This is a genomic window from Sporomusa malonica (assembly GCF_900176355.1).
Taxonomy (GTDB): Bacteria; Bacillota; Negativicutes; order Sporomusales; family Sporomusaceae; genus Sporomusa; species Sporomusa malonica.
Genome location: NZ_FWXI01000004.1, coordinates 277,526 through 299,873 on the forward strand (window position 1 = coordinate 277,526; position 22,348 = coordinate 299,873).

Genomic DNA, 22,348 nt, shown 5'->3' on the forward strand with positions numbered 1-22,348 from the left:
AACAAAATCGTTAGCCCAAACAAGCACACACACACCGGCAACGTCCATGTTCCTTTAGTCCAACATAACCATCGCCAAGTATCTGACCAGGCATCATTTCTCTGACTGAAAAAGTCACCCCATAGGGAAACCTAAAACGTTCCCTACGGGGTGACTTTTTCTACAATATTTCGTTTTAGTTAATCTGCTCTAAATTATGTCTTACTGATAGAAGAATAGGAAATTCGCTACAACAATCACGATCAAAGCCCCAATCATGGGAATGGCTGTCCGTTTAACCACATCAAACGGCGATACACCGCCCATACTTGAAGAAACTACAATAACGGCTGTAATCGGTGAAATGGCCCGAGCAGCACTTGCGGCAAAATGCATAGGCAGCAGCATTACCACTGGTGCAATTGACATTTTGGCGGCAACTGTTGGAGTTAACGCGGCAAAGGCAAAAAACGGAGCATTGCCAGATCCCATGACTACTGAGGCAACGGCAATTATGCCAATCATAACAAGAATCATGCCTGCCGCACCAAAACCAGAGGCTTGGGCAGAAGCAATAATGGCATCAATTGTCCCAATAGTTGTGAGGCCTTTTGCAAAGGTTTCACCAGCAACGATAAGGGTAATAACATTAGCCATTTGCATGCCAAGACCGTCAAAGAAAGATTGTATGTCGTTTAGGACTTTTTTTCCGTCCCGACAGCGGATATATTCAAAGATCATGCCGATAGCTACACCAATAAACATAGCCTTAATAATATCCATTTTGATCCAGGATATCCACAGACTGCTGAAAATCAAAATTAATGCTAAAGGAAGAGCTGGCAGTATTGCATAAATCATTGGCGGCATATTTTCATCTGTCTCAGTTGCCGCTAATTCTGTAGCCTGAACAACATGGCCTTCCCGTTTATCAAACCATTTTTGCGTAAAATAGTGAAGTACCGCTACAACCGGTATTACAGTGGCAGCAATAGGAATCTGGTAGTTGGTCCAATATATAACAGGATCAATTCCTGCCGTTGTAGCTGAAAGAATGGTGCCAGTATCGCTCGGGCTCCAGTCTAAGCAAAGCGTAGTGGCAATGACGGCAACAGCAGACAAACGGCTGACGCCAAGACTGATGAGAACAGGAAAAACAGTAACCATAAGCAGCATGGCCAACCCAGAAGCACTGTTAATGCATAAACCTAACAGCATACCCAAAACCCAGGCTCCAGCCATGACGAGATAAGGAGAACGGAGTGCCAACAGCGGCTTAATCGTCAACTTAACCAAGGCTTTACTGGCCCCAATATGATCCATATAGCGGGCAAAACCGCCAACAGCCATGATGTTAAGACCAAGGCCTGCCGCCCGGGAACTCATAGTCTGTTTAATAAATTCGAATGCATCAAAAAGTACCGATCCTGTGCTGGCTTTTGCCGGTAAAATCGTTCCAAGACCAAAAGCCACAGCAGCAAACATGAGAATTAAACCAGCCATAAACAATACAGGCTGTGGTTTGTACTTTTTTACTATCAGATAGCCTACCCAAAAAGTAACCAATAAAGAAATTACAATGCCCATGTACCTTTTACCTCCATTTTTTAGTGTCTTTAGACTGTACCCTCAGATATAATTTTCGCAAGCACCCCCTTACATTTCCTTATTTAATTTCTTGCCATCCTTGTACATCAGTAATCCCCAGACCTGGCGCGTCAGGAATAATGAGCTGGTTTTTGGTGAAGCTTACGCCACCAACAACCGGATCTTCGGCCAACAGCACGGCGGCATCCAAGTCCGATTTAGCCACAATCCTCTTCCCAGCTGCCAAACTAGCTGCCGCAGTGATTCCAACCTTACTTTCCAGCATGCACCCCATCATACACTCAATACCTACGGTCTCAGCAAAATGCGCAATTTTAATGGCATTATGCAGGCCGCCTGCTTTCATTAATTTGATATTGATTAAATCACAAGCTTCCATAGCCAGCAGCTGATATACCTCATACACACCAAAAGCAGCTTCGTCGGCCATAATATCTGTTTCCACATGATCGGTAACATATTTGAGCCCTTTGAAATCATGAGCCTTGACCGGTTGTTCAATGAGTTCTATGTCAAGCCCCATATCTTCAAACTTGCGGATGGTTCGGACTGCTTCCTTTGGGCCCCAGCCCTGATTGGCATCAAGCCGAATTTTCACATCAGGGCCAACTGCTGTACGAATGGCTTGCACCCGCTTAATATCAAGCGCAGCATCAGTACCTACCTTAAGCTTGAGCGCTGTGTAACCTGCAGCCACCGCCTCCAGTGAATCTTGCACCATTTCTTCAGGCGCATTAACGCTGATGGTCAGATCAGTTGTAATCATTGTCTGGTAACCGCCAAACAATTTGTAAAGCGGGATACTATGCCGCTTACCAAATAAATCGTACACAGCAATGTCCAGCGCTGCCTTGGCTGAGCTATTGTGCAGCATAGAGGAATCAATTGTTGTCATAATGCCTTCCAGGTTGTCAATATCCATCCCGATTAATTTAGGTCCAATAGTGTCCCGGATGGCTGCTATGATTGAATCCTGGCTATCGCCGGTAATGACTGCTGTCGGCGGGGCATTACCAAAGCCAATCTCACCGGAATCGGCTATCATCTTAATGATAATATCCTCTGCTGAGTTTACCTGCCGGAGAGCTGTTTTAAAGGGCTTTTTTAGCGGGATGCTGACTTTGCCGATTTTGATTGCCTTAATCTTCATTGTATGCACAGACTCCTCTCTATACGCTATTGTTAAATAAACCGATGCCTGATAATCAACCTTAATAAGGTCTTTCAAACATAAAAATCCAGCACAATAAAGCCTTCGACTCCAAAGGCTTATCATGCTGGATTTTACTTACGTTTACGCCGGCGCGGCTTGAGTTCTAGCAGGCGTACTGCAAACAAAGCAGCTTTATTTGTTTTACTCACTCAGATCAACAGGCAGTCCATTCAGGATTCGCAAATACTTCTTTTGGGCATCTTTATACGCTACCAGAATGGCTTTCTGAGATGAACCAAAATAACGATACTCGACTTGCTGTTTTATGACCTCAAAATCTTCCCGCATATTTTTACCTGTAAATAAACTGCAGATAAATTCAGCCGTGGTAGAAATTGTCGCCGAACTGCCACAAGTCACAATCTTACCAGTCTCTCGTTCCACGACAAAACCAATAAAGAATTGTCCATAATGGTGGGTAATTGGATTATTCTGCTGCGACTTAGCATTACCGACTAAATATATGGTGTTTTCAGCAAACATTCTATTTCTCCAAACTACTTCCAGAGAATCTATATACTATTTATATTCGCGAAAAATAGCTATTTCCCTTCTGCAGTATTCACATTTTCAACATAGCAATGCGTTTGGCTCGCGGAATCAATGTTGATGAGCCATCAGCTCGTTCTGCTACTTCTTCAATTGGAATGTTAAGCTCCCGGGCGATTACTTGCTTGACTCTTGGACCGCAAAATGCGCCTTGGCAACTACCCATGCCGGCGCGCGTCCGCAAGCTGACGGCTGCCATCGATTTTACCGGGACACCCCGGTGCAGGCAATCGATGATCTCGGCCTCTGTTACCTTTTCACACCGGCAGATAACATGGCGTTCAGGTTCGCTTGCGTTAATATCGCCTGCAAATGTATTATCTTTCTTCTGGATGATCGGTTTGCGGTACGCGGCAAAAGACGGATTAGGCTCTAACAGTAACCCAGCATTACGGATAATGTCGACCACCTTCAAGGCAATGGCCGGTGACGAGGTAAGCCCAGGAGAGTCAATTCCAACCAAATTAATAAACCCTTTGACAACACTTTCTTCGATAACCCAGTCCTTTAATTTTGATACCGGCCGATTCCCTGCAAAAGACTTCAGAGCTCTGCGCATATCAAAACCCGGGACTGATTTGCGGGCCATCTGTACAATATATTCGAGCGTTTTCTCGTCTGTTCCCAAATCTTCCTTGTCCTCAATCTCTTCGGCATTAGGGCCAATCATCAAGTTACCGTGATAGGTTGTTGTCACTAAAATACCTTTGCCTAGTTTGGTAGGAACCTGAAAAACTACCGAATTGACAAGATAGTTTTGATCCTTATCCAGCAAAACATATTGACCTCTCCGTGGGATAATATGGTAATCATTAATTCCGACCATGCGTGCGATGCTATCACTATGTATCCCTGCGGCATTAATCACAAAACGGGCAACAGTCTCACTGCCATTACTGGCAGTCAGTTTAAAACTGTCGTCCACCTTTTGAATCTGGGTAACTTCTGTCTCTAGTTTAAGCACCACACCATTAGCAACAGCATTTTCGGCTAATGCCTGAACAAACTCATAAGGCGAGGTTACTCCCGCATTTTCACAATATAAAGCAGCTGTTACTTCTTTACTTAAATACGATTCAAGTTCCCGTGCCTGCTCGCCATTAATTACTTTCAAACCTTGAACACCGTTTTGCCTGCCGTATTTGGCCAGTGCTTTAAGTGTTTCCAGCTCTTCTTCGCTAAAAGCCAACACTAATGATCCTGTCTTTCTATAACCAAAATTCAACTCTTTATCTAACTGCTCATACATCTGATTCCCCTTGACACAAAGCTCAGCCTTCAAGGTTCCCGGCTCATCAGAATAGCCTCCATGGACAATCCCGCTGTTGGCTTTCGAGCAGCCGCAGCTTACGTCGTCATGCCTTTCAAGTACACATACCTTTAAGTTATACCGTGACAGCTGTCTGGCAATATTCATACCAACGACCCCAGCGCCAATAATACAGACATCATACATTTCAAAGCCCTCCCCCAACTGTTGAAGTAACTTATTTCCTCTAATATTTATTATCCAAAAATCTGTAAAATCCTGCTAACACATATAGCTGTGGACATACTATCCAGAAGGATATTGAGAAGACCATAGGGAATATACACCTCAAATGTTAACTTCATCGAAAGAAGAGGTGTGCCTTGAAACTAATATCATGGAATGTAAATGGGCTTAGAGCCTGTCTCGGCAAAGGCTTTGAAGAGTTTTTTAACGTTGTACAGGCTGACATCTTCTGTGTTCAGGAGACTAAAATGCAGCAAAGCCAATCCGAACTGGTTTTGGCAGGATATGATGAATATTGGAACAGCGCACTAAAAAAGGGCTATTCTGGTACTGCTATTTTCACACGAGTAAAGCCTCTAGCTGTTACCTATGGCATGAATATTGAAGAGCATGATCAGGAAGGCCGAATTATCACGCTGGAGTTTGACCAATTTTATCTAGTAAATGTCTATACCCCAAATTCACAGCGCGGGCTGATGCGCCTCGACTACCGCCTCCAGTGGGAAAACGACTTTAGAAACTATCTCCTGCAACTTGATAAAATCAAGCCTGTGATTATGTGCGGCGATCTCAACGTGGCTCACGAGGAAATTGATATTAAAAACCCAAAATCCAACCGGAAGAATGCCGGCTTTACTGATGAGGAAAGAAGCAATATGACAGCACTGCTTACCTTAGGATTCACCGATACCTTTCGCTTCTTATACCCCGACAAAGAGAATGCCTATACCTGGTGGTCTTATATGATGAATGCGAGAGCGCGTAATATTGGCTGGCGTATCGATTACTTTGTAGTTTCCAGCCGTCTTAGAGAATCAATTAAAGATTCTATTATTTACCCTGATATTATGGGCAGTGATCATTGTCCGGTTGGCCTGGAGATATTCTGATAGTGCTTTTTCCAAATAAAGAAAACACGGCTTGCGCCGAGCCTTAGCGAAAGCGGAAAAGCCGCCTGTGCCCTTTGGGTAATGTTGCCCTTATCCAGACGGAAAGTTATACTTTCTTACAGGACAAAAACCCAGTAGGGCAGTGGTTGCAGTTAACCATTGCTCTACTGGGTTTAATTTTGGATACTTATTTATATAAACCTACGTAAACATTTACAATTATGCCATCCACAGCCAGTTTAACAACGATGACTTTAGGCACCGCCAGTCTTACTTGTCCATCATTACCAATCAGTAAAGTAGGCGGTGATATATCCAACCCGTCAACGCCTACCTTAGCAAAGTTTGTACAGGCATTGGCGCAAACCATGTTCCCCATTTCAGAAATAGCACTTTGGGCCAGGCTATCTAATTCAGCCACTTCCATCCCCATCATCATCTTGGAGGCAAACAGTTTAGCTGAATCGAGGTCCATGCCAATGAGTATTGCTCCTTTTAGCGGACCAACAACGCCGATATTAATAAGTATTCCTTGATAATTTAAGCTGGACTCAGCTAAAGAGATCCCTTTCTTTTCTACTGTCTGAAAACCAAGCTGGGGAACTATACTGACAAAAGCATCCAGTATAGGATTAATCATATTTACATCCACAATACCGACCCCTTCTTAAAGCCAACACCTAGATATATTCTGCCAAAATCACTATCTGCGTACAAACAGTGAAGCCGAATACCAGGGCTGGCGATTTCGGTCTGGGCTCCATAGAACACACTGGGAGGGGATACCCTAAGGCCAAAAGCTTTATCCTTTTTGTTCAACATTGAGCAGGCAATCCCACCCACTACATTGGCAAATTCTGCCGCCATTGCCACAACCTCGTCTTGGCCCTTCGCTGGCCGCCGGAGAATGACTTCTGCCATTTTCTCTGCCGTTTCCCGCGATATGTCTAATATCAGTGACCCCGGGTAATGACCAATTATGCCAATTACTACGGTGATACCCTGTGATATATTTTTTCCCAAACACTCTACCTCAGTGAAGGTTGCCGTTGCTTTTGTCATACGGGTTATGCTCTGCCCCAGAGCTTCTTTAAAAGCATCCAAACTCCAGCTTTGCAGGTTATTATATAAAACGTCCGGAGACATAACTCCTTCAATAACCTTCTTTAACGCTTCTGCATCGACAGGTTTCTGCAGATAACCAACTACGCCGCAATTGCGAGCTTCAGCTTCAGTCTCCTCATCCTTCATTGAGCTAATCATGATTATTTTTGCCTTCGGGTCGTGCGCAATCAGTGCCCTGCTGCACTCAAAACCGTCAGCCCCAGGCATGGCTATATCCATTGTTACAATATCTGGTTTACATTGACTATACGTCTCGATCAAGGTCTCAATAGAATCTGCCTCACCAACAACCTCACAGCCTTCCTGCTGTAAGCTGTCTGCCAAAATCATGCGAGAAAACGGTGAATCATCGACAACCATAACTCTAATACTCACGTTTTAGCCCTACCTTCAAATAAATTTAACTTGTCTAGCTTCAACTTCGTAGCGCCACAGACCCATGAAGTACCTATTATGCCAGAATACGACTATATATGACATATACTAAACTAAACTCAATAATAAAACAACTCCCCAAAAAAGATTCACGGCTGCCCCCACCTAAACCACCAGGCTAACCACCCACCTATTATTTAAAGGACTCCTGATTATCTCAGGAGTCCTTTCGTGCCACTCATCCTATGATCTTTTTATTTGCCTCTTCCGGTTTTCCTCATGGGCATTTTATTATTTGTAGTTTTCGCCTTAGTTGCTTTGGGGAATGACTTATTGTTTTCGTTTGCTTTTTTCTTTTTTTCTTGTAGTAGCGTAAGTAAATCCACTTAGAGCTCCTCCTTTACCAACCTAGCTATAACTTTATTTTACAACGTAGCAGGCTTATTGTATACATTTATACCATCTTTCTTACTGGTTTAGATGCTGCGAAATCCTACTTTCTTTATAGTATGGATCTTTCCCTTTATCTTGGTAGACTGCAGCGCATCTATTACCAGGTCCCCTTTGCCCCCAAGGATCTCTACATAAGAACAAGTCTCCTGAACATCGATAATGCCCGTATCATCGGCACCAACCCCTGCAATATTAGTAATGGCTCCCAGGATATCTCCCGGCCTCATTTTTGCCTTTTTTCCTGCATTAATACGAATTCTAGTAATGTCCTGATTGAACTTTTCACTTATATCACTTTTACATTTAGGCTTAGACTTATTACTTGCAAAAATGATCTTGCCTTGTTCTACTTCTGCAATTGTCGGAGTTTCTTGCTTAGGTATCTTATGCTGGATATATTCCTCAATCTCAGCTAATGCTCTACACTCATTGGAAGTCGCAAGGGTAATGGCTGCACCTTGATTTCCCGCCCGTCCAGTCCTGCCAATTCGATGAACATAACTTTCATTATCCAGGGGCAGGTCATAATTGATCACAAGAGATATATCGTCTACATGAATCCCTCTTGCGGCTACATCAGTAGCAATCAAAAATTGCAACTCCCCTCGCTTAAAGCCTTGGATTGTATGTAAGCGATCCCTTTGTTCCATGCCGCCATGCAAACCGCCGCATGAATACCCCTCACACTTTAGTTTCTCAAATAGAAACTCTACTTTTTCCCTTGTATTACAAAACAGAATACAACTATCAGGTCTCTCAGTGTAAATTATTTTTTTAACAAGCCTGAACTTGTCAATCTCTTGGACTTCATAATAAGCCTGCTGGATTTTTTCCGTAGTAGGATTTTTCGACTCAACCGCTAGCTTGACCGGATTACTCATATATTTACTGCATATTTCCTGAATTTGCTCTGGCATAGTTGCTGAAAATACCATAGTCACCCTGTTTTCAGGCAACATTTCAACGATTGCTTTCACCTGATCGAGAAAACCCATATCCAGCATTTTGTCGGCTTCATCAATAATTAGATATTTTATGTCTTCTAGATTAATATTTTTTCGTTCAATATGATCAAATGATCTGCCTGGCGTACCGACAATAACATGCACGCGTTGCCTTAGCTCTCTTTTTTGCGCTTCCATAGGCTGTCTGCCAAAAACCGCAGCGCATCTTATTTTCTTAAACCGCCCTATATTGGCTATGTACTGTTTTACTTGTACCGCTAATTCTCTCGTTGGCGTAAGAACTAATACCTGGGGGTTTCTTTGCTCTACTTCTATTTTTTCACAAACAGGGATTGCAAAAGCTGCTGTCTTACCACTGCCTGTCTGTGATTTCACTATGACATCCTTATCAGCAAGAGCTAAGGGTATCACTTGTTCCTGGACCTCAGTAAACGTTTCATACCCCAAGGTTTCTAATGCCTTTGCTATTTCTTTACTAAAACCATAAGATGAAAGATGATATTGTTCATCCATGACGTTTAATCCCATCCTTCTCGAACTTGGAACCCCTAGCGCAGAGTGCTAGGGGTTTGTCAATTACATATTTACGCCCAGCTAATAGCCAGACTCTTCAATACTAAAGCCAAATCGGTCTTGTAAGAATTCGATAAATAATACACAAATAGCCGGGTCGAATTGTGTCCCCGAGCATTTTTTGATCTCATTTATACAATCCGCTAAAGGAACCGGATCCCGGTAACATCGATTGGTGGTCATTGCATCAAAACTATCACATATAGCAAGCATTCTGCTTAACAAGGGTATGCTTTCTCCGCAAAGCCCCTTAGGATAACCTTTGCCATCGTATCGTTCATGGTGATGACGCATAATAGGAACAACAGCCTCCGCCCCCTCTATAGCAGATAGCATATTGGCACCGTGTTCGGAATGCTGTTTCATAATTTTAAATTCTTCATCTGTAAGCCTGCCTGGCTTGTTAAGAATTGCGCTAGGCGTTTTTATTTTACCGACATCATGAATTAATCCGACAATAAAAGCGAGACTAATTTCATCAGATGGCAGACACATCTGACTTGCCAATCCAGCCATAAGTTCAGCTACATGTTCTGCATGCATAGAGGTATACGGATCACAATAATAAACCTGCCGACAAAATCCCTCTATCGCATCCATATTAACTTTGTTTATTATAGATTGCTTGGAATGCTTTAAATTATGCACGCACTATCACCTATAACAATAATAATAATTACAGCGTAACAAACAGAACTTTCATTCTTAAACTACCTATTAATTCTACATTATGTTAAATCTTCCTGCTATTTTCGTTATCTACAAAATATTCTTTATTTTTATTACCTCATCGGCCACACCGTTAATAAGAATCCTGGCACCCACCGGCTTCAGTTGACGTGCTCAGGTAATTGTTGTAAGTTAAGGTAAATACGTTAGTGAAAGGTAGGCTTTTTAATATGACACAGATAAGATGGGGTATTCTTTCAACAGGTACAATCGCTAAAAAATTCGCAGACACTATCTCTCAACTGACCGACTGTGGGGACATTACAGCAGTCGCTTCACGCAGCCCGGAAACTGCGGCTCAGTTTGCTAAGCCTTACAACATCCCGCGGACCTATAGCAATTATCTAGACCTAGTACGCGATCCTGATATTGATGTTATATATATCGCCACTCCACATTCTTTTCACTATGAAAATGCAAAACTTTGTTTAGAAAATGGTAAAAATGTTCTATGTGAAAAATCATTTACCGTCAACGAGGCTCAGGCTGCCGCACTTACCCAACTGGCCAAAGAGAAGCAGCTTTTTATGATGGAGGCCTTTTGGACAAAGTTCCTCCCTGCGTATCAACAGCTTAATAAAGCCATTACCGATGGTGTCATTGGTGAAATAACACACTTCCGAGCGCAATATGGGTTTGCGCCTACCGGGGCAAGGTATGTAAGGAAATTCGACCCTGCTCTTGCGGGTGGAGCCCTGTTAGATATCGGGGTTTATGCGCTAGGCGTTGCAGCCATGCTGCTCGGTTATAATCCTAAGCATTTGTACTCAAGTGCAATGATTGGCGAATATGGCACAGATAAATTTAACAGCATTATGCTCGAGTATGAAAACAAAACAACAGCCCACCTTATTACAACAATTGGCACTGTTATTGAGCAACATGCTGTTATCTTTGGTACAAAAGGCCATATCTTACTGCCAAATTTCTCAGCTCTGCAAGAGTTTACCGTAGAAAAAGGGGATGGTACTCGTTACACTGTGGAGTCTCCTTTTGAGATTAATGGTTTTGAATATCAAATAAGAGAAACAGAAGCGTGCTTGAAATCGAAGAAACTGGAAAGCATGTTAATGACTCATCAAAATTCCCTTGCTGTAATGCGCTTAATGGATAAAGCCCGCTCAGATTGGGGGCTAACATTCCCTTGCGAAGGACTTCAGTTCTAACTCCTGACTCTGTCCCTGATTTTCATCTAATGTTCTAAGGGCTGTGGCGAAACTTACGTTTCGGCACAGCCCTTTCCTTCTACATCTCTTTTGCAGGAACCGGTCCTCGCGAGAGTGCGATTTTACCTGTTCTGACAATCTCGATAATTCCAAAATCCAGCAGCACCTCGCAAAAGGCATCAATTTTGCTTTCCTCACCAGTTAGCTCAATCGCCACCGTTTCCCGGTTTACATCAATAATTTTTGCCCGAAAGATTTCTACAACATTAACCAAGTCAGAGCGGTTTGTTTTGCTGGCCTTTACCTTGATCAAGGCTAATTCCCGTTCAATAGATTCGACGTGGGTGAGGTTCACAATCTTAATAACATCAACCAACTTGGACAATTGGTTGACTACCTGCTCTAACTCGACCTCGTCATCTGCCGAAACACTAATTGTAATCCGGGTGGTTTCGGCCTCTTCAGTGTATCCTGCGGCAATGCTCTCAATGTTAAAGGCCCTTCGGCTTATTAGCCCTGAGATGTGCGTTAAAACACCTGGTCTATTTTCAACCAAAACAGCTAATGTATACTTCATCAATTATCCCCCCAAAATCATTTGATCCAGGCGACCACCTGCAGGAACCATAGGCAACACATCCTCGATAGAAGGCACCAGTACCTCAACTAGCACCGGCCCTTGTATCTGCAAAGCCTCTTCCAGAGTATGAACCAATTCGTCAGGGTTGGTCACACGCAAACCGGTAATGCCCATAGCTTCGGCAAGTTTTACAAAATCTGTTCGCCCATGGGTTGTTGAATGGGAGTAACGCTGCCCGTAAAACATCCGCTGCCACTGACTGATCATACCCAAAACTTGATTATTTATTACAATAATCTTTATTGGCAGTGCATTATCAGCCACTGTCGCCATTTCCTGACAATTCATCATAATACTGCCGTCTCCAGTCAAGAGTACGACCGTTTTATCCGGCAAACTCATTTGTGCGCCAATCGCTGCCGGTAAGCCATAGCCCATAGTACCCAACCCACCTGAGGTCAAAAAAGAACGCTCTCTAGGGAAATTATAATACTGCGCTGTCCACATCTGATGTTGTCCGACATCTGTGACAATAATGGTATTGGATTGGGTAAGCTGGCTCACTTTCTCAACAACCATCTGGGGCATGATGGTTCCTGGTGACTGGCTATAGGATAACGGCTTATCCTTTTTCCACGCCTGTACCCGTTCATTCCATGCAGTAACTCCGTTCCGCCACTCAATTGGACTACGCCTAGAGACCGTCTCACAAAGCAGCGGCAATGACCAGCGAAGATCACCAACTACCCGCAGATCGGCACGTACATTCTTATTTACCTCGGCAGGATCTATATCAAAATGTACGATCTTGGCATTGGGCGCAAAATCTTTGACCAAGCTTGTTACCCGGTCATCAAACCTAACGCCAATCCCCAACAATAGGTCGCACTCGATTGTAGCCATATTGGCGGCAAAAGTGCCATGCATACCAACCATACCCAAATGCTGAGGTGAATCAGACGGAATACATCCCAGACCCATTAGGCTAGAAAATACAGGAAATCCCGTCATATCGGCAAACTTGCGTAACTCCTCTGATGTATCCGAGATAGTAACACCACCGCCAATAAAAATTACCGGATTTTTGGCTGCTTCCAATGCCTGCACAGCCTGCTCAACACTTTCCGGGTCACCATCAAACAAGGGACTATAACCCCGCAGCGTCACAGTCTCCGGGTACTCGAAGTCAAAAGCAGCATTAAAAACATCGCGAGAAATATCAACAACAACCGGACCTGGGCGTCCAGTACGGGCAATATAGAAGGCCTCCTTCATGACTCTGGGTAAATCCTGAACCTTCTTAACCAGGTAGTTGTGCTTGGTAATGGGTGTGGTAATACCGCAGACATCAGCTTCCTGAAAAGCATCCTTACCAATCACCCCGACCCCAACCTGACCGGTAATGGCCACTAACGGAACAGAGTCCATATAAGCGGTTGCAATCCCGGTTATCAGATTGGTTGCTCCTGGTCCTGACGTTGCAAAACAAACCCCGGTTTTACCTGTTGCGCGTGCATAGCCGTCAGCGGCATGAACGGCCCCTTGCTCATGACGAGTTAAAACATGGGGAAACTGAGCTTTATACAACGCATCATACAGCGTCAACACACAGCCTCCCGGATAGCCGAATACCATTTCCACGCCCTCGGCCCTCAAACATTCAATAACCGCCTCGGCTCCCAACATCTTCAAGCTAGTTACCCCCTTCGTCTCTCCACCAAGTATTCTACATGATCGAAATAGCCAAATAAAATAAAAAAACCTCTGCCCCTTACATAGGGACGGAGGTTAATCCGCGATACCACCCAAATTACTATGGATTTCACCCATAGCCGCTCATAGGTACAGAGTTTAACCTCGATACCTCGCCGCAGTAACGGGCGGCAATTTTCTCCGAAGAGAACCCGGCGTAGCTTACTAAAAAATTCAGCCCGCAACTCACGGATGATTTTCATTATATACGATAGTACTGGCTCACACCATTCCCAGCTCGCTGTTACTATCGCGCTATAACTACTCTTCCGTTCATAGTCATTATAACTTTTATACTATTTATTACTGTTATATTACAAAAAGATCCACTCTGTGTCAACAATATTCTTTATATTTTACACTGGTACGCTACATTATGTTTCTCCATCAATAACAAGGTATACAGAATTCATGCAAATATTAGTTTTATCATGGAACGCCGTTACATATAAGGCAATATATGGTATATTATTATTTAGAAGCATGTTTACACTTCTGACCGCGCATCACCGAATATTGTAATCTGCTTCAAATCTAGTGTAACGAAAAGGAGGAGTGAAATGCAAACAGTTAAACCCCGGAAACAAAACTTGCTGCAGGCAGAATCAAAACTGAGTTTAGAAGAACAACAATTTGATTTTAGGCGAAAGACATTAGGCTTATTCCTTGGTCCCGCGCTGGGATTACTTGTTTACTTCATGCCAATCGCCGGTCTCAAAGAGCAAGCACACGGTTTGCTCGCAATTGTAACCTTTGTGGCGACATGGTGGATTACAGAACCAGTTCCAATTCCGGTCAGTTCCATGTTAGGCCCTGTGATTGCCACACTCATGGGCATTGTAAACCCTACCCAGGCATTTGCCCCATTTGCTAACCCGTTAATATTTCTCTTCATGGGCAGTTTTATGCTGGCCACCGCTATGATGAGTCATGGTTTGGACAAACGCTTTGCTTATGCAATTTTATCCATGAGTTGGGTTGGATCAAGCCCGACAAGAATTTTATTAGCCTTAGGGCTTGTCACAGCCCTCTGCTCAGGCTGGGTAAGCAATACAGCCACAACGGCTATGATGTTTCCGATTGCAATGGGGTTGCTATTTGCAATCAAAGACATGCATGCGGCAGCAGGTAGAGAAATTGAACTGAGCAAATATACATATGCGACAGGCCTGATGTTGATGGCCGGTTACGCATCTTCGGTAGGCGGTGTACTAACCCCAGTAGGTACCCCACCTAACCTCATTATGATTGGCCTGTTAGAACAAATGGGCGGCGTGAGGGTTTCCTTTTTCCAATGGATGATCTGGGGATCCATTGCCATGGTGGCTTACTTTATCTTAGTCTATATTGTCCTCAAAAAAATGTTTCCTGCCGATGTGGATCATATTGAAGGTGCCTCAGAGCTGATCCGTGAACGCCGGAACAGCCTCGGACCGTGGAAAGCCGGCGAAATAAATGCAGTAATTGCATTTACCGTAGCTGTAACCCTTTGGGTCTTGCCAGGTTTCCTTGCTATGATCTACGGCTCAGGAGATCCCATCCTGGCTAAGTATAACAAGTACTTCTCCGAAGCAGTGGTCGCAATGCTGGCAGGTTTATTGCTATTTATTCTACCGACAAATTGGGCTGAACGAAAATTCACCTTGACCTGGAATGAAGCCGTAAAAGGCATTGATTGGGGAACATTAATTCTATTCGGAGGCGGATTGTCGTTAGGAACCATGATGTATACCACCGGCTTATCCAAATGGGTGGGTGACATAATCGTTACTGCCACAGGCGCCAATTCGCAGGTCGCGATAGTAATCCTATTTTCCTTATTTTCACTGCTTATGTCTGAGCTAACTTCACACACCGCAGCTACCAATATGGTTGGGCCACTTGGCATAACGGTGGCCATTTCCGCTGGCCTAAGTCCTGTGCCGGTAGCAGTTGCCATTGCCCTTTCGTCATCGCTTGGCTTTATGCTACCGGTCTCTACTCCACCTAACGCTATCGTGTATGGCAGCGGCTTTATCCCTATTACAAAGATGATCAAGTCTGGTTTTATTATCGATTTAATTGGGATTGCGCTTGTCACTATACCGCTGGTCGTATATGTTGTGAAATGGGTAGGTTATTAAAAAAGAGCAATGATTTCAAAAAAGGACTTACCAAAATGGTAAGTCCTTTTACATCCAAAATGTCGTTTCTTTATATGTCCAAACCTGCACCTAGCAGGTGGGTATCCTGAGGTATGTTTTTGCCCTCCACTCATGAGGTGGCCCGACAGCCGCATAGCATTGAATTCCCTAGTTATCAAAGTAGGTTGGACATATTCAAGTTAACGTTCATCTCAGATAACATCTATAATATTATCATACTAATAAGCTTTGGACAAGCATGAATAAAACTGGTTTGTCTCTCACCCGAATAGCACAGACTCAATCAACCGTCCTGCAATAGTAACATTAGTCGGCCTCGGCGGAAGGTTATCGCGCCCATACCAATTAGCATCATCGATCTCTTCACCATCAACAATTATTTCTCCGCTTTCATATTCGGCAATAAAACCCACCATCAGCGAATCAGGGAAGGGCCAAGGTTGGCTGCCAAAATATTTTACATTTTTCACTCGTATACCAACCTCCTCCATTACTTCTCTTATTACACAATCTTCGAAGGTCTCTCCAGGGTCTACAAACCCGGCAATTACACTATACCACTTAGGCCTGAAATTTTTATTATGGGCCAAAAGGATTTTTCCATCTCGCACAACTGCAACGATTACAGCAGGTGAAATCCGAGGATAATACACAGAATTGCAACTAGGACACAGCTTTGCCAGCTCGTTATGTTTTGGTTCTGTCATAGCTCCACACCTACCACAGAACTTATTCATTCGATTCCAATTTACTATTTGAAAAGCTTTACCCATAAGTAGGAATTTATCTTCCGCCACCAGTCCCAGTAATGCTCTTAGATCTTTAAAACACATGCCCAGAGGTGCATCAGCCAAATCTTCGACTTCCATACAATAACACGCATATCCATCTAATTCCCCGAGATATTGCTTACTTATAAATGATAGTTCTATTCCCTTGAAATCTTCACTGGTAGGTATCTCTGGGTATTCTGGCTCCCCCTTGATTAGTATTTTATTGGAATTAAAAATAAACATCCATACCAACTCATTATCATCATCCCGGGGAACAATCGCTGGACTATAGCTTTTATAGATGCTGCTATCAGCCATAAGGCTCTCTCACCTCACTCTTATATAATCTCTTCGTCGAAAACTTTAGTTTTCCTTTGAAGATGTGAATAAAGAAAAGCTGCTTGTCTTTTGACCACAAGCAGCTTTTCTTTGTCCTCTATTGTATTGTCACAGGTTCTGCGGCCGGCTGAGTCACGAGGCTTACGGTAATAAGTACTAAGGCACTGAGTGGCAAAGCAATGACCAGTGGATCAATGTACGTCCACGGAATCACTCCCAGTGTTTTTACGCCAAATATTTTATTACAAACACCAAATATAGCTGCTTCTTTTTCATGTACAAACAAAACCAGCCCAAAATAAACCACGGTAGCCGTCACCATACTCCAGATGGCGCCAGCAGGAGTGATGCGCGGCCAGTACAACGCAGCCGCATACATCGGTAAAAACGCAGACGTACACAGGCCAAAAAACAATGCAGTCGCTACAGCAATTACCCCGAGTGGAAGGAATAGCGAAAGTAATATAGTAAGCACAAATCCAAACAGGGTTCCAATTCGGGCTAGCCTAAGCGTTTTAGCATCGCTCCTATTGCTGTTGGTATTCAAATCATAGGAAATCGACGTAGAGATGATGTGAAATTGCCCGCTCAAGGTCGACATAGCTGCTGACAATAAAGTAAATAAGAAGATATACTTTAACCACTCAGGCATGGCCTGAGTAATAAACATCGGGATGATTTTATCAACATTCGGAACTGCTCCGCCAACCGCAGTAGCAGCCAACGCAATCTTCCCACTATGTTCGAAAAAGTATACATTGGATAAAGCACCAACAGTAAAAGCGACGCCAGTCATAAACAAAATAAAGACCGAACCAATACTCAAACCACGATATATGTCTTTCGAGCTAGCCACCGTCATAAACCGCACAGCTAATTGCGGCTGTGCCAAAACGCCGATGCCGACCCCTAAGACCAGGGTAGATACCACAAACCACCAAAGCTCAGAGCCAAAATCTGGCATGGCTGTCCAGCCCTGATGTCCTTTGGCCGCCAAAGCCGCCGGCACCAACTGCCTCATGCCTTCCAGTTTGCTATGGGCAACAGTCACACCGCCCAGAGCCGAATAAGTAAGAAAAATCAAGGCCGCCATTCCAGCAAACATAATCATCCCCTGCATAGCATCTGTATAAATAACTCCACGCAGCCCGCCGAAAAACACATAAGCGAGTACAATCAGAGAAAACACGGCCAGTGCTGTTGTGTAACTCATTCCCAGTGCCTCTTCCATATAACGAGCTCCACCAATCATGACTGCAGCTGCATAGAGCGGCATGGTCAGACTAATTATCGTTGCCGAGAATTTTCTGATGAACGGTGAATCAAAGCGGGCCCCCAAGAACTCAGGAAAAGTTTTTACTTGAAGTTCGTGAGCCAACTTACGGGTCTTGATACCAAAAATGACAAACGCAACAAAGATACCAACAAAGATATTAAATACCGTAAGCCAGAGTAAACTTAGTCCATATACGCCCGCAGCCCCGCCAAATCCTACAATCGCCGAGGTTGAGATAAATGTCGAGCCATATGCCAGTGCCATTAATACCGGATGTACATTTCCCCCAGCAATCATGTAATCCTTTGACGATTTAGTATGCCGATAACCAAGATAACCAAGCAGCACCGTAATTCCGAGGTACACTGCCAGCATAGTGTAGAGTAAAGTATTGTCCACCATCATCTCTCCTGTCTGTTTATTTTTTACCAACTTATTCTCTGCTTTTCCAAGCTGCATAGCCTATGCACAGCGCTGTTGAGGCCAAACATAAGATATACGCTAATGCAATCCAGGGGTCTGACAATCCTAACATGGTTAATCACCTCCAAAAAAAAATAAAGCTCCCATCCCTTATAATAAGGGACGAGAGCTTTTGCTTCCCGCGATACCACCCTTGTAGAGTCTTCAGCCTGTCCGGCCAATTAACTCCGCTCATTAAGTACGGGTAAAAACACAGTTTTACCGATACCCCCTTCCCTGATAACGGCGGAAGCTCCGGCCACACCTACCAATCTGGGCTTTAAAACTAACGCCCTTATCTTCAGCTGGCAACTCCAAGGAGAACTTCACTACTCAACTTCAGGCTAGGCTCCCACCACCCCTAGCTCTCTGGGCTGTCACTGAATAGTTACTTTTCCTTTTCATAGTATTTATAATAGTTTATATGAAATTGTAAACACGCATGTGATATTGCTAATAAAATTACTTTTTATTTTCGTTAGGTATAATATAGCAAGACAGATATCTTTTGTCAAGATATCTATTTCTCGTGTATATACACTAATTTTGAAAAAAAAATATTATGGCACCAATGCTTCCAGTTTTGATATTAAAAAATTAAACTGCTCCACCTCTAATTCTCCCAAATAGTCCTGCAGCGATTCTTGTGCTTGATCCCAAAGGGACGTGGCGTTCGTCAATGTAGATCTTCCTGCCGGGGTAAGAATTACCTGTCTGGAACGAGAATCCTTTCCAGCATTAACCTCAATTAGACCAGCCTCAATCAGCGGCTTCATATTCCGGTTCAAGGTAGTTCGGTCAATGCGCATAATGTCGGCCAGCTCGCTGATCGTCACTGGCTCGACCTGCTCCAGATGCCGGAGTAGTGAGTATTGCGTTAATTTAACTCCGCTTGGTTCCAAAAATCTTTCGTAGAATTCAGTCACTGCCCGGGAGGCCCGCCTTATATTCAGACAATGACAAGGGCTAGGACTCTTAGGATAATTTCCAACAACCTGCTTCATTGATCTATCGCCTTTCCTAACTATTTCAAATTGCCGACGTGTATATGCACATATACTATCATTTTTATCCGATGACTAACCCGCTCTAAGACTCCCATCTTTCCTGTGCCCTTTAGGGTATACAAGTGGGAGTTATACCCAAAGGGCACAGGCGAGCGGCTAAGTCCCTGGATAAGGGCGACTAACCTTCAGGTGGGGTTAAAATCCCATCTGAAGCTAAGTCTACTTTATAATATACCCCAAAACCTGCCATGTCAATATCAACACTCACTTAGCCTTCCCCTGATAACTAGGAGAAGGAAAACAGAAAACCTCCTGTGAATAACCGCTAGGTACCCACAGGAGGTTCGCATCTATAATCAAACTGTTTCTAACGATTCAATAACTGGTGCCGCAAAGGTTGTGGGGGCTTCAAGTACTTCAGTCGGTAAGCCCATTGTGCTTATCAAATCAATAAAAGGCTTGGGCTCTAACTCTTCTACATTGACCATCTGCTTAACATCCCATTCGCCGCGGGCGACCAAAATCGCTGCGGCCGCTACAGGTACACCAGCCGTATAGCTTATGGCCTGCGACTCCACTTCTTCGTAGCACTCAGCATGATCGCAAATATTGTAGATAAATATCTCCCTCGGTTCATTGTTTTTGGTCCCTCTGATAAAATTACCAATGCAGGTTTTACCAACATAACCAGGAGCCAGCGAAGACGGATCAGGCAGCAAAGCCTTTAGCACTTTAAGAGGTGCGATCTCCACACCTTCAGCAATCTTCACCGGTTTTTCCGAGGTAAGACCAATATTGGTCAATACGGAAAATACATTCAGATAATGCTCGCCAAAGCCCATCCAAAAACGAATGGAATTGGCATCTATATTCTTGGAAAGCGAATGCAGCTCATCATGTCCTGTCAAGTACACCGGACATTTACCCACTACTGGGAAATCATAGTCCACTCTTATGGAGTGTACCTTTTGCAACACCCATTTGCGGTCAATCCAACTCCATACTTTCCTAAATTCGCGGAAGTTAATCTCTGGGTCAAAGTTGGTAGCAAAATATTTACCATGGCTACCAGCGTTAACATCTAGGATATCAATTGTATCAATTGTATCAAAATAGTCCTTTTGTGCTAATGCACACCAGGCGTTGACTACGCCGGGATCAAAGCCGATACCGAGAATTGCGGTAATCCCTTTTTCTTCACAACGCTCTTTGCGTTTCCACTCGTAATTGGCATACCAGGGGGGGTTTTCACAAACCTTGTCTGGCTCTTCATGAATCGCAGTATCCATATACACCACACCAGTTTCAATGCAAGCCTCTAAGACTGACATGTTAATATAGGACTGTCCTACATTGATAACAATCTCCGACTTAGTATCTTTGATTAATTCAACCAAAGCTGGAACATCCATTGCGTTGACTGCACGTGAATACAGTTTTTTTGACGAATCTTTCAAGTGATTTTTGCGCAGTACGCTTTCAATGATTGCGTCGCACTTTTGCTGGGTACGTGAAGCAATACAGATATCACCCAAAACATCGTTGTTCATCGCACATTTATGGGCAACTACATGACCCACGCCACCAGCACCTACAATTAAAACATTTTTCCTCATTTCTTTCTCCTCTACTAATAAATTTTATCCGATAACTAACCCGCTCTAAGACTCCCTCTTCTACAAGTGGGAGTTATACCCAAAGGGCACAGGCGAGCGGCTAAGTCCCTGGATAAGGGCGACTAACCTTCAGGTGGGTTAAAACCCCATCTGAAGCTAAGTCTACTTTATGATAAATTATTCAGGAAATCTGAATAAGTAAATTTCCGTACAACCTCTACAGTACCGTCTAACCTGCATACCGCTATGGACGGCATCTGCAGTCCATTAAACCAATTCTTTTTTACCATAGTATAACCAGCCGCATCAGCAAACCTGATTTCACTGCCGATTTCCAGCTTATCTTTGAAGTCAAATGTGCCAAAAACATCGCCTGCCAGACAGGATCGTCCGGCCACCATATATTTATGATTCCCCATCTCGCCTGCCTCTATTTTGGCTGACAAACGGTATATCAATAAATCCAGCATATGTCCCTCGACCGAAGCGTCAACAATAGCAATATCCATTTCATTATGCACTACATCAACTACACTGGTAACTAGCTCTGCGCAGCCAGTAATGGCACTTTCCCCGGGTTCTAAGTATACCTGAACATTAAATTCACTGGCAAAGTCTGCTAGTTTTTTGCTGAATTTTTCTACTGGATAGCCCTCTTTGGTGAAATATAAGCCACCGCCCAGACTAACCCATTGTAGCTCTCTGAGCATGTCCCCATAGCTGTCACCGATGGCATCAAGCTGCTGTGAAAACATTTCAAAATCATCGTTTTCACAATTATAATGAAACATCAAGCCACTAAGGCGGGGTATCTGTTTTGCCAATATGTCCTTGTCTACTACCCCCAAACGCGAATGCTTGCGCGCCGGATCGGCCAGATCAAAATGAGAGTGGCTAATTCCCGGATTGACGCGCAAACCAAGTTTGGCTGATTTGGCTATATCATAATATTTCTCAAGCTGGGAAACCGAGTTAAAAATAATTTTGTCGGCAAATTCGGCTACAGCTAGGATATCCTCCTGTGAATAACCCACACAATAGGCGTGGGTCTCCTTACCAAACTTTTCAAACCCCAGTCGCGCTTCATAAAGAGAGCTAGAGGTAGTACCATCCATGTACTCACGCATCAAATCGAATACAGACCAAGTAGAAAAACATTTTAGTGCCAATACAGATTTAGCCCCAGAAAGCTGACGCACTTGCTCAATAATCTGTAAGTTGCGCAATAATTTTTTCTCATCTATAAGATAATATGGGGTGGCAATTTTCATTTTATAAA

Annotated in this window: 20 protein-coding genes, 1 other RNA gene and 2 other annotated features; of the genes, 3 read left to right on the forward strand and 18 right to left on the reverse strand. The window is 43.6% G+C overall.

Annotated elements, in window-relative coordinates; genetic code table 11:
- Positions 1–201: 201 nt before the first annotated feature.
- The 4 genes from dcuC to B9A22_RS06535 all read right to left on the reverse strand — a co-directional run bounded on the left by dcuC (position 202) and on the right by B9A22_RS06535 (position 4,805).
- Positions 202–1,566 carry a C4-dicarboxylate transporter DcuC gene (gene dcuC / locus B9A22_RS06520; protein ID WP_084574898.1) on the reverse strand — a complete coding sequence of 455 codons (1,365 nt, stop codon included), beginning with the start codon at positions 1,564–1,566 and terminating at the stop codon, positions 202–204.
- Between the two features lie 79 nt (positions 1,567–1,645).
- Positions 1,646–2,737, reverse strand: a complete 1,092-nt coding sequence (locus B9A22_RS06525; RefSeq protein ID WP_084574899.1) for a dipeptide epimerase — start codon at positions 2,735–2,737, stop codon at positions 1,646–1,648.
- A gap of 204 nt (positions 2,738–2,941) precedes the next feature.
- Complete coding sequence (locus tag B9A22_RS06530; RefSeq protein WP_084574900.1) at positions 2,942–3,283, reverse strand: DUF3870 domain-containing protein; 342 nt, start codon at positions 3,281–3,283, stop codon at positions 2,942–2,944.
- 79 nt (positions 3,284–3,362) lie between these two features.
- Positions 3,363–4,805 (reverse strand): NAD(P)/FAD-dependent oxidoreductase, encoded by a 1,443-nt coding sequence (locus tag B9A22_RS06535; protein WP_084574901.1) that lies wholly within the window; start codon positions 4,803–4,805, stop codon positions 3,363–3,365.
- Positions 4,806–4,981: 176 nt separating this feature from the next.
- Between B9A22_RS06535 and B9A22_RS06540 the strand changes: the two genes are divergently transcribed.
- A complete protein-coding gene (locus B9A22_RS06540) occupies positions 4,982–5,734 on the forward strand; it encodes an exodeoxyribonuclease III (protein WP_084574902.1) in 753 nt (250 codons plus the stop codon).
- 187 nt (positions 5,735–5,921) lie between these two features.
- Here the strand turns inward: B9A22_RS06540 and B9A22_RS06545 are convergent, their stop codons facing one another.
- From B9A22_RS06545 to B9A22_RS06560, 5 genes are all read right to left on the reverse strand, one after another.
- The gene (locus tag B9A22_RS06545) at positions 5,922–6,386 is read right to left on the reverse strand and encodes a chemotaxis protein CheX (protein WP_084574903.1); all 465 of its coding nucleotides are present in this window, start codon (positions 6,384–6,386) and stop codon (positions 5,922–5,924) included.
- On the reverse strand, positions 6,377–7,234 hold the full coding sequence (locus B9A22_RS06550; protein WP_217805894.1) for a response regulator: 858 nt from the start codon (positions 7,232–7,234) through the stop codon (positions 6,377–6,379). Before B9A22_RS06550 ends, B9A22_RS06545 begins: the two co-directional genes overlap by 10 nt.
- Positions 7,235–7,488: 254 nt before the next feature.
- Complete coding sequence (locus B9A22_RS26270; RefSeq protein WP_281252358.1) at positions 7,489–7,620, reverse strand: hypothetical protein; 132 nt, start codon at positions 7,618–7,620, stop codon at positions 7,489–7,491.
- Between the two features lie 90 nt (positions 7,621–7,710).
- Positions 7,711–9,165: a DEAD/DEAH box helicase gene (locus B9A22_RS06555; RefSeq protein WP_084574905.1), complete on the reverse strand. Its 1,455-nt coding sequence runs from the start codon at positions 9,163–9,165 to the stop codon at positions 7,711–7,713.
- 81 nt (positions 9,166–9,246) lie between these two features.
- Complete coding sequence (locus B9A22_RS06560; protein WP_176215419.1) at positions 9,247–9,768, reverse strand: HD-GYP domain-containing protein; 522 nt, start codon at positions 9,766–9,768, stop codon at positions 9,247–9,249.
- A 356-nt stretch (positions 9,769–10,124) separates the two neighbouring features.
- On the opposite strand from B9A22_RS06560, the gene B9A22_RS06565 reads away from it, so the two are divergent.
- Entirely contained in the window at positions 10,125–11,120 is a 996-nt protein-coding gene (locus tag B9A22_RS06565) for a Gfo/Idh/MocA family protein (RefSeq protein WP_084574907.1), read from the forward strand.
- Positions 11,121–11,199: 79 nt separating this feature from the next.
- Here B9A22_RS06565 and ilvN read toward each other — a convergent pair whose 3' ends face one another.
- The gene (ilvN, locus tag B9A22_RS06570; protein ID WP_084574908.1) at positions 11,200–11,697 is read right to left on the reverse strand and encodes an acetolactate synthase small subunit; all 498 of its coding nucleotides are present in this window, start codon (positions 11,695–11,697) and stop codon (positions 11,200–11,202) included.
- 3 nt (positions 11,698–11,700) lie between these two features.
- On the reverse strand, positions 11,701–13,392 hold the full coding sequence (gene ilvB, locus B9A22_RS06575) for a biosynthetic-type acetolactate synthase large subunit (protein ID WP_084574909.1): 1,692 nt from the start codon (positions 13,390–13,392) through the stop codon (positions 11,701–11,703).
- A gap of 82 nt (positions 13,393–13,474) precedes the next feature.
- Positions 13,475–13,738: a binding site (T-box leader), on the reverse strand.
- 274 nt (positions 13,739–14,012) lie between these two features.
- Here ilvB and B9A22_RS06580 point away from each other — a divergent pair.
- Positions 14,013–15,575 carry an SLC13 family permease gene (locus tag B9A22_RS06580; RefSeq protein WP_084574910.1) on the forward strand — a complete coding sequence of 521 codons (1,563 nt, stop codon included), beginning with the start codon at positions 14,013–14,015 and terminating at the stop codon, positions 15,573–15,575.
- A gap of 47 nt (positions 15,576–15,622) precedes the next feature.
- Here B9A22_RS06580 and ssrS read toward each other — a convergent pair.
- From ssrS to nspC, 7 genes are all read right to left on the reverse strand, one after another.
- A non-coding RNA gene (gene ssrS / locus B9A22_RS06585) (6S RNA) lies at positions 15,623–15,797 on the reverse strand.
- A gap of 59 nt (positions 15,798–15,856) precedes the next feature.
- A complete protein-coding gene (gene nudC, locus B9A22_RS06590; protein WP_084574911.1) occupies positions 15,857–16,687 on the reverse strand; it encodes an NAD(+) diphosphatase in 831 nt (276 codons plus the stop codon).
- Positions 16,688–16,805: 118 nt separating this feature from the next.
- Complete coding sequence (locus B9A22_RS06595; RefSeq protein WP_217805895.1) at positions 16,806–18,416, reverse strand: sodium:solute symporter family protein; 1,611 nt, start codon at positions 18,414–18,416, stop codon at positions 16,806–16,808.
- Between the two features lies 1 nt (position 18,417).
- A complete protein-coding gene (locus tag B9A22_RS26545; protein WP_371360964.1) occupies positions 18,418–18,519 on the reverse strand; it encodes a symporter small accessory protein in 102 nt (33 codons plus the stop codon).
- A 43-nt stretch (positions 18,520–18,562) separates the two neighbouring features.
- Positions 18,563–18,860, reverse strand: a binding site (T-box leader).
- Positions 18,861–19,006: 146 nt separating this feature from the next.
- Entirely contained in the window at positions 19,007–19,348 is a 342-nt protein-coding gene (locus tag B9A22_RS06600; RefSeq protein WP_245823847.1) for a MarR family winged helix-turn-helix transcriptional regulator, read from the reverse strand.
- Between the two features lie 461 nt (positions 19,349–19,809).
- A complete protein-coding gene (locus tag B9A22_RS06605) occupies positions 19,810–21,069 on the reverse strand; it encodes a saccharopine dehydrogenase family protein (RefSeq protein WP_084574913.1) in 1,260 nt (419 codons plus the stop codon).
- Positions 21,070–21,236: 167 nt separating this feature from the next.
- Positions 21,237–22,340 (reverse strand): carboxynorspermidine decarboxylase, encoded by a 1,104-nt coding sequence (nspC, locus tag B9A22_RS06610; protein WP_084574914.1) that lies wholly within the window; start codon positions 22,338–22,340, stop codon positions 21,237–21,239.
- Positions 22,341–22,348 lie beyond the last annotated feature (8 nt).

Excerpts from the sequence above, each read along its gene's own strand:
- dcuC (WP_084574898.1), bottom strand. The coding sequence starts at position 1,566 with ATGGGCATTGTAATTTCTTTATTGGTTACTTTTTGGGTAGGCTATCTG.
- B9A22_RS06525 (WP_084574899.1), bottom strand. The coding sequence starts at position 2,737 with ATGAAGATTAAGGCAATCAAAATCGGCAAAGTCAGCATCCCGCTAAAA.
- B9A22_RS06530 (WP_084574900.1), bottom strand. The coding sequence starts at position 3,283 with ATGTTTGCTGAAAACACCATATATTTAGTCGGTAATGCTAAGTCGCAG.
- B9A22_RS06535 (WP_084574901.1), bottom strand. The coding sequence starts at position 4,805 with ATGTATGATGTCTGTATTATTGGCGCTGGGGTCGTTGGTATGAATATT.
- B9A22_RS06555 (WP_084574905.1), bottom strand. The coding sequence starts at position 9,165 with ATGGATGAACAATATCATCTTTCATCTTATGGTTTTAGTAAAGAAATA.
- B9A22_RS06560 (WP_176215419.1), bottom strand. The coding sequence starts at position 9,768 with ATGCATGCAGAACATGTAGCTGAACTTATGGCTGGATTGGCAAGTCAG.
- B9A22_RS06565 (WP_084574907.1), top strand. The coding sequence starts at position 10,125 with ATGACACAGATAAGATGGGGTATTCTTTCAACAGGTACAATCGCTAAA.
- ilvN (WP_084574908.1), bottom strand. The coding sequence starts at position 11,697 with ATGAAGTATACATTAGCTGTTTTGGTTGAAAATAGACCAGGTGTTTTA.
- B9A22_RS06580 (WP_084574910.1), top strand. The coding sequence starts at position 14,013 with ATGCAAACAGTTAAACCCCGGAAACAAAACTTGCTGCAGGCAGAATCA.
- nudC (WP_084574911.1), bottom strand. The coding sequence starts at position 16,687 with ATGGCTGATAGCAGCATCTATAAAAGCTATAGTCCAGCGATTGTTCCC.
- B9A22_RS26545 (WP_371360964.1), bottom strand. The coding sequence starts at position 18,519 with ATGTTAGGATTGTCAGACCCCTGGATTGCATTAGCGTATATCTTATGT.
- B9A22_RS06605 (WP_084574913.1), bottom strand. The coding sequence starts at position 21,069 with ATGAGGAAAAATGTTTTAATTGTAGGTGCTGGTGGCGTGGGTCATGTA.
- nspC (WP_084574914.1), bottom strand. The coding sequence starts at position 22,340 with ATGAAAATTGCCACCCCATATTATCTTATAGATGAGAAAAAATTATTG.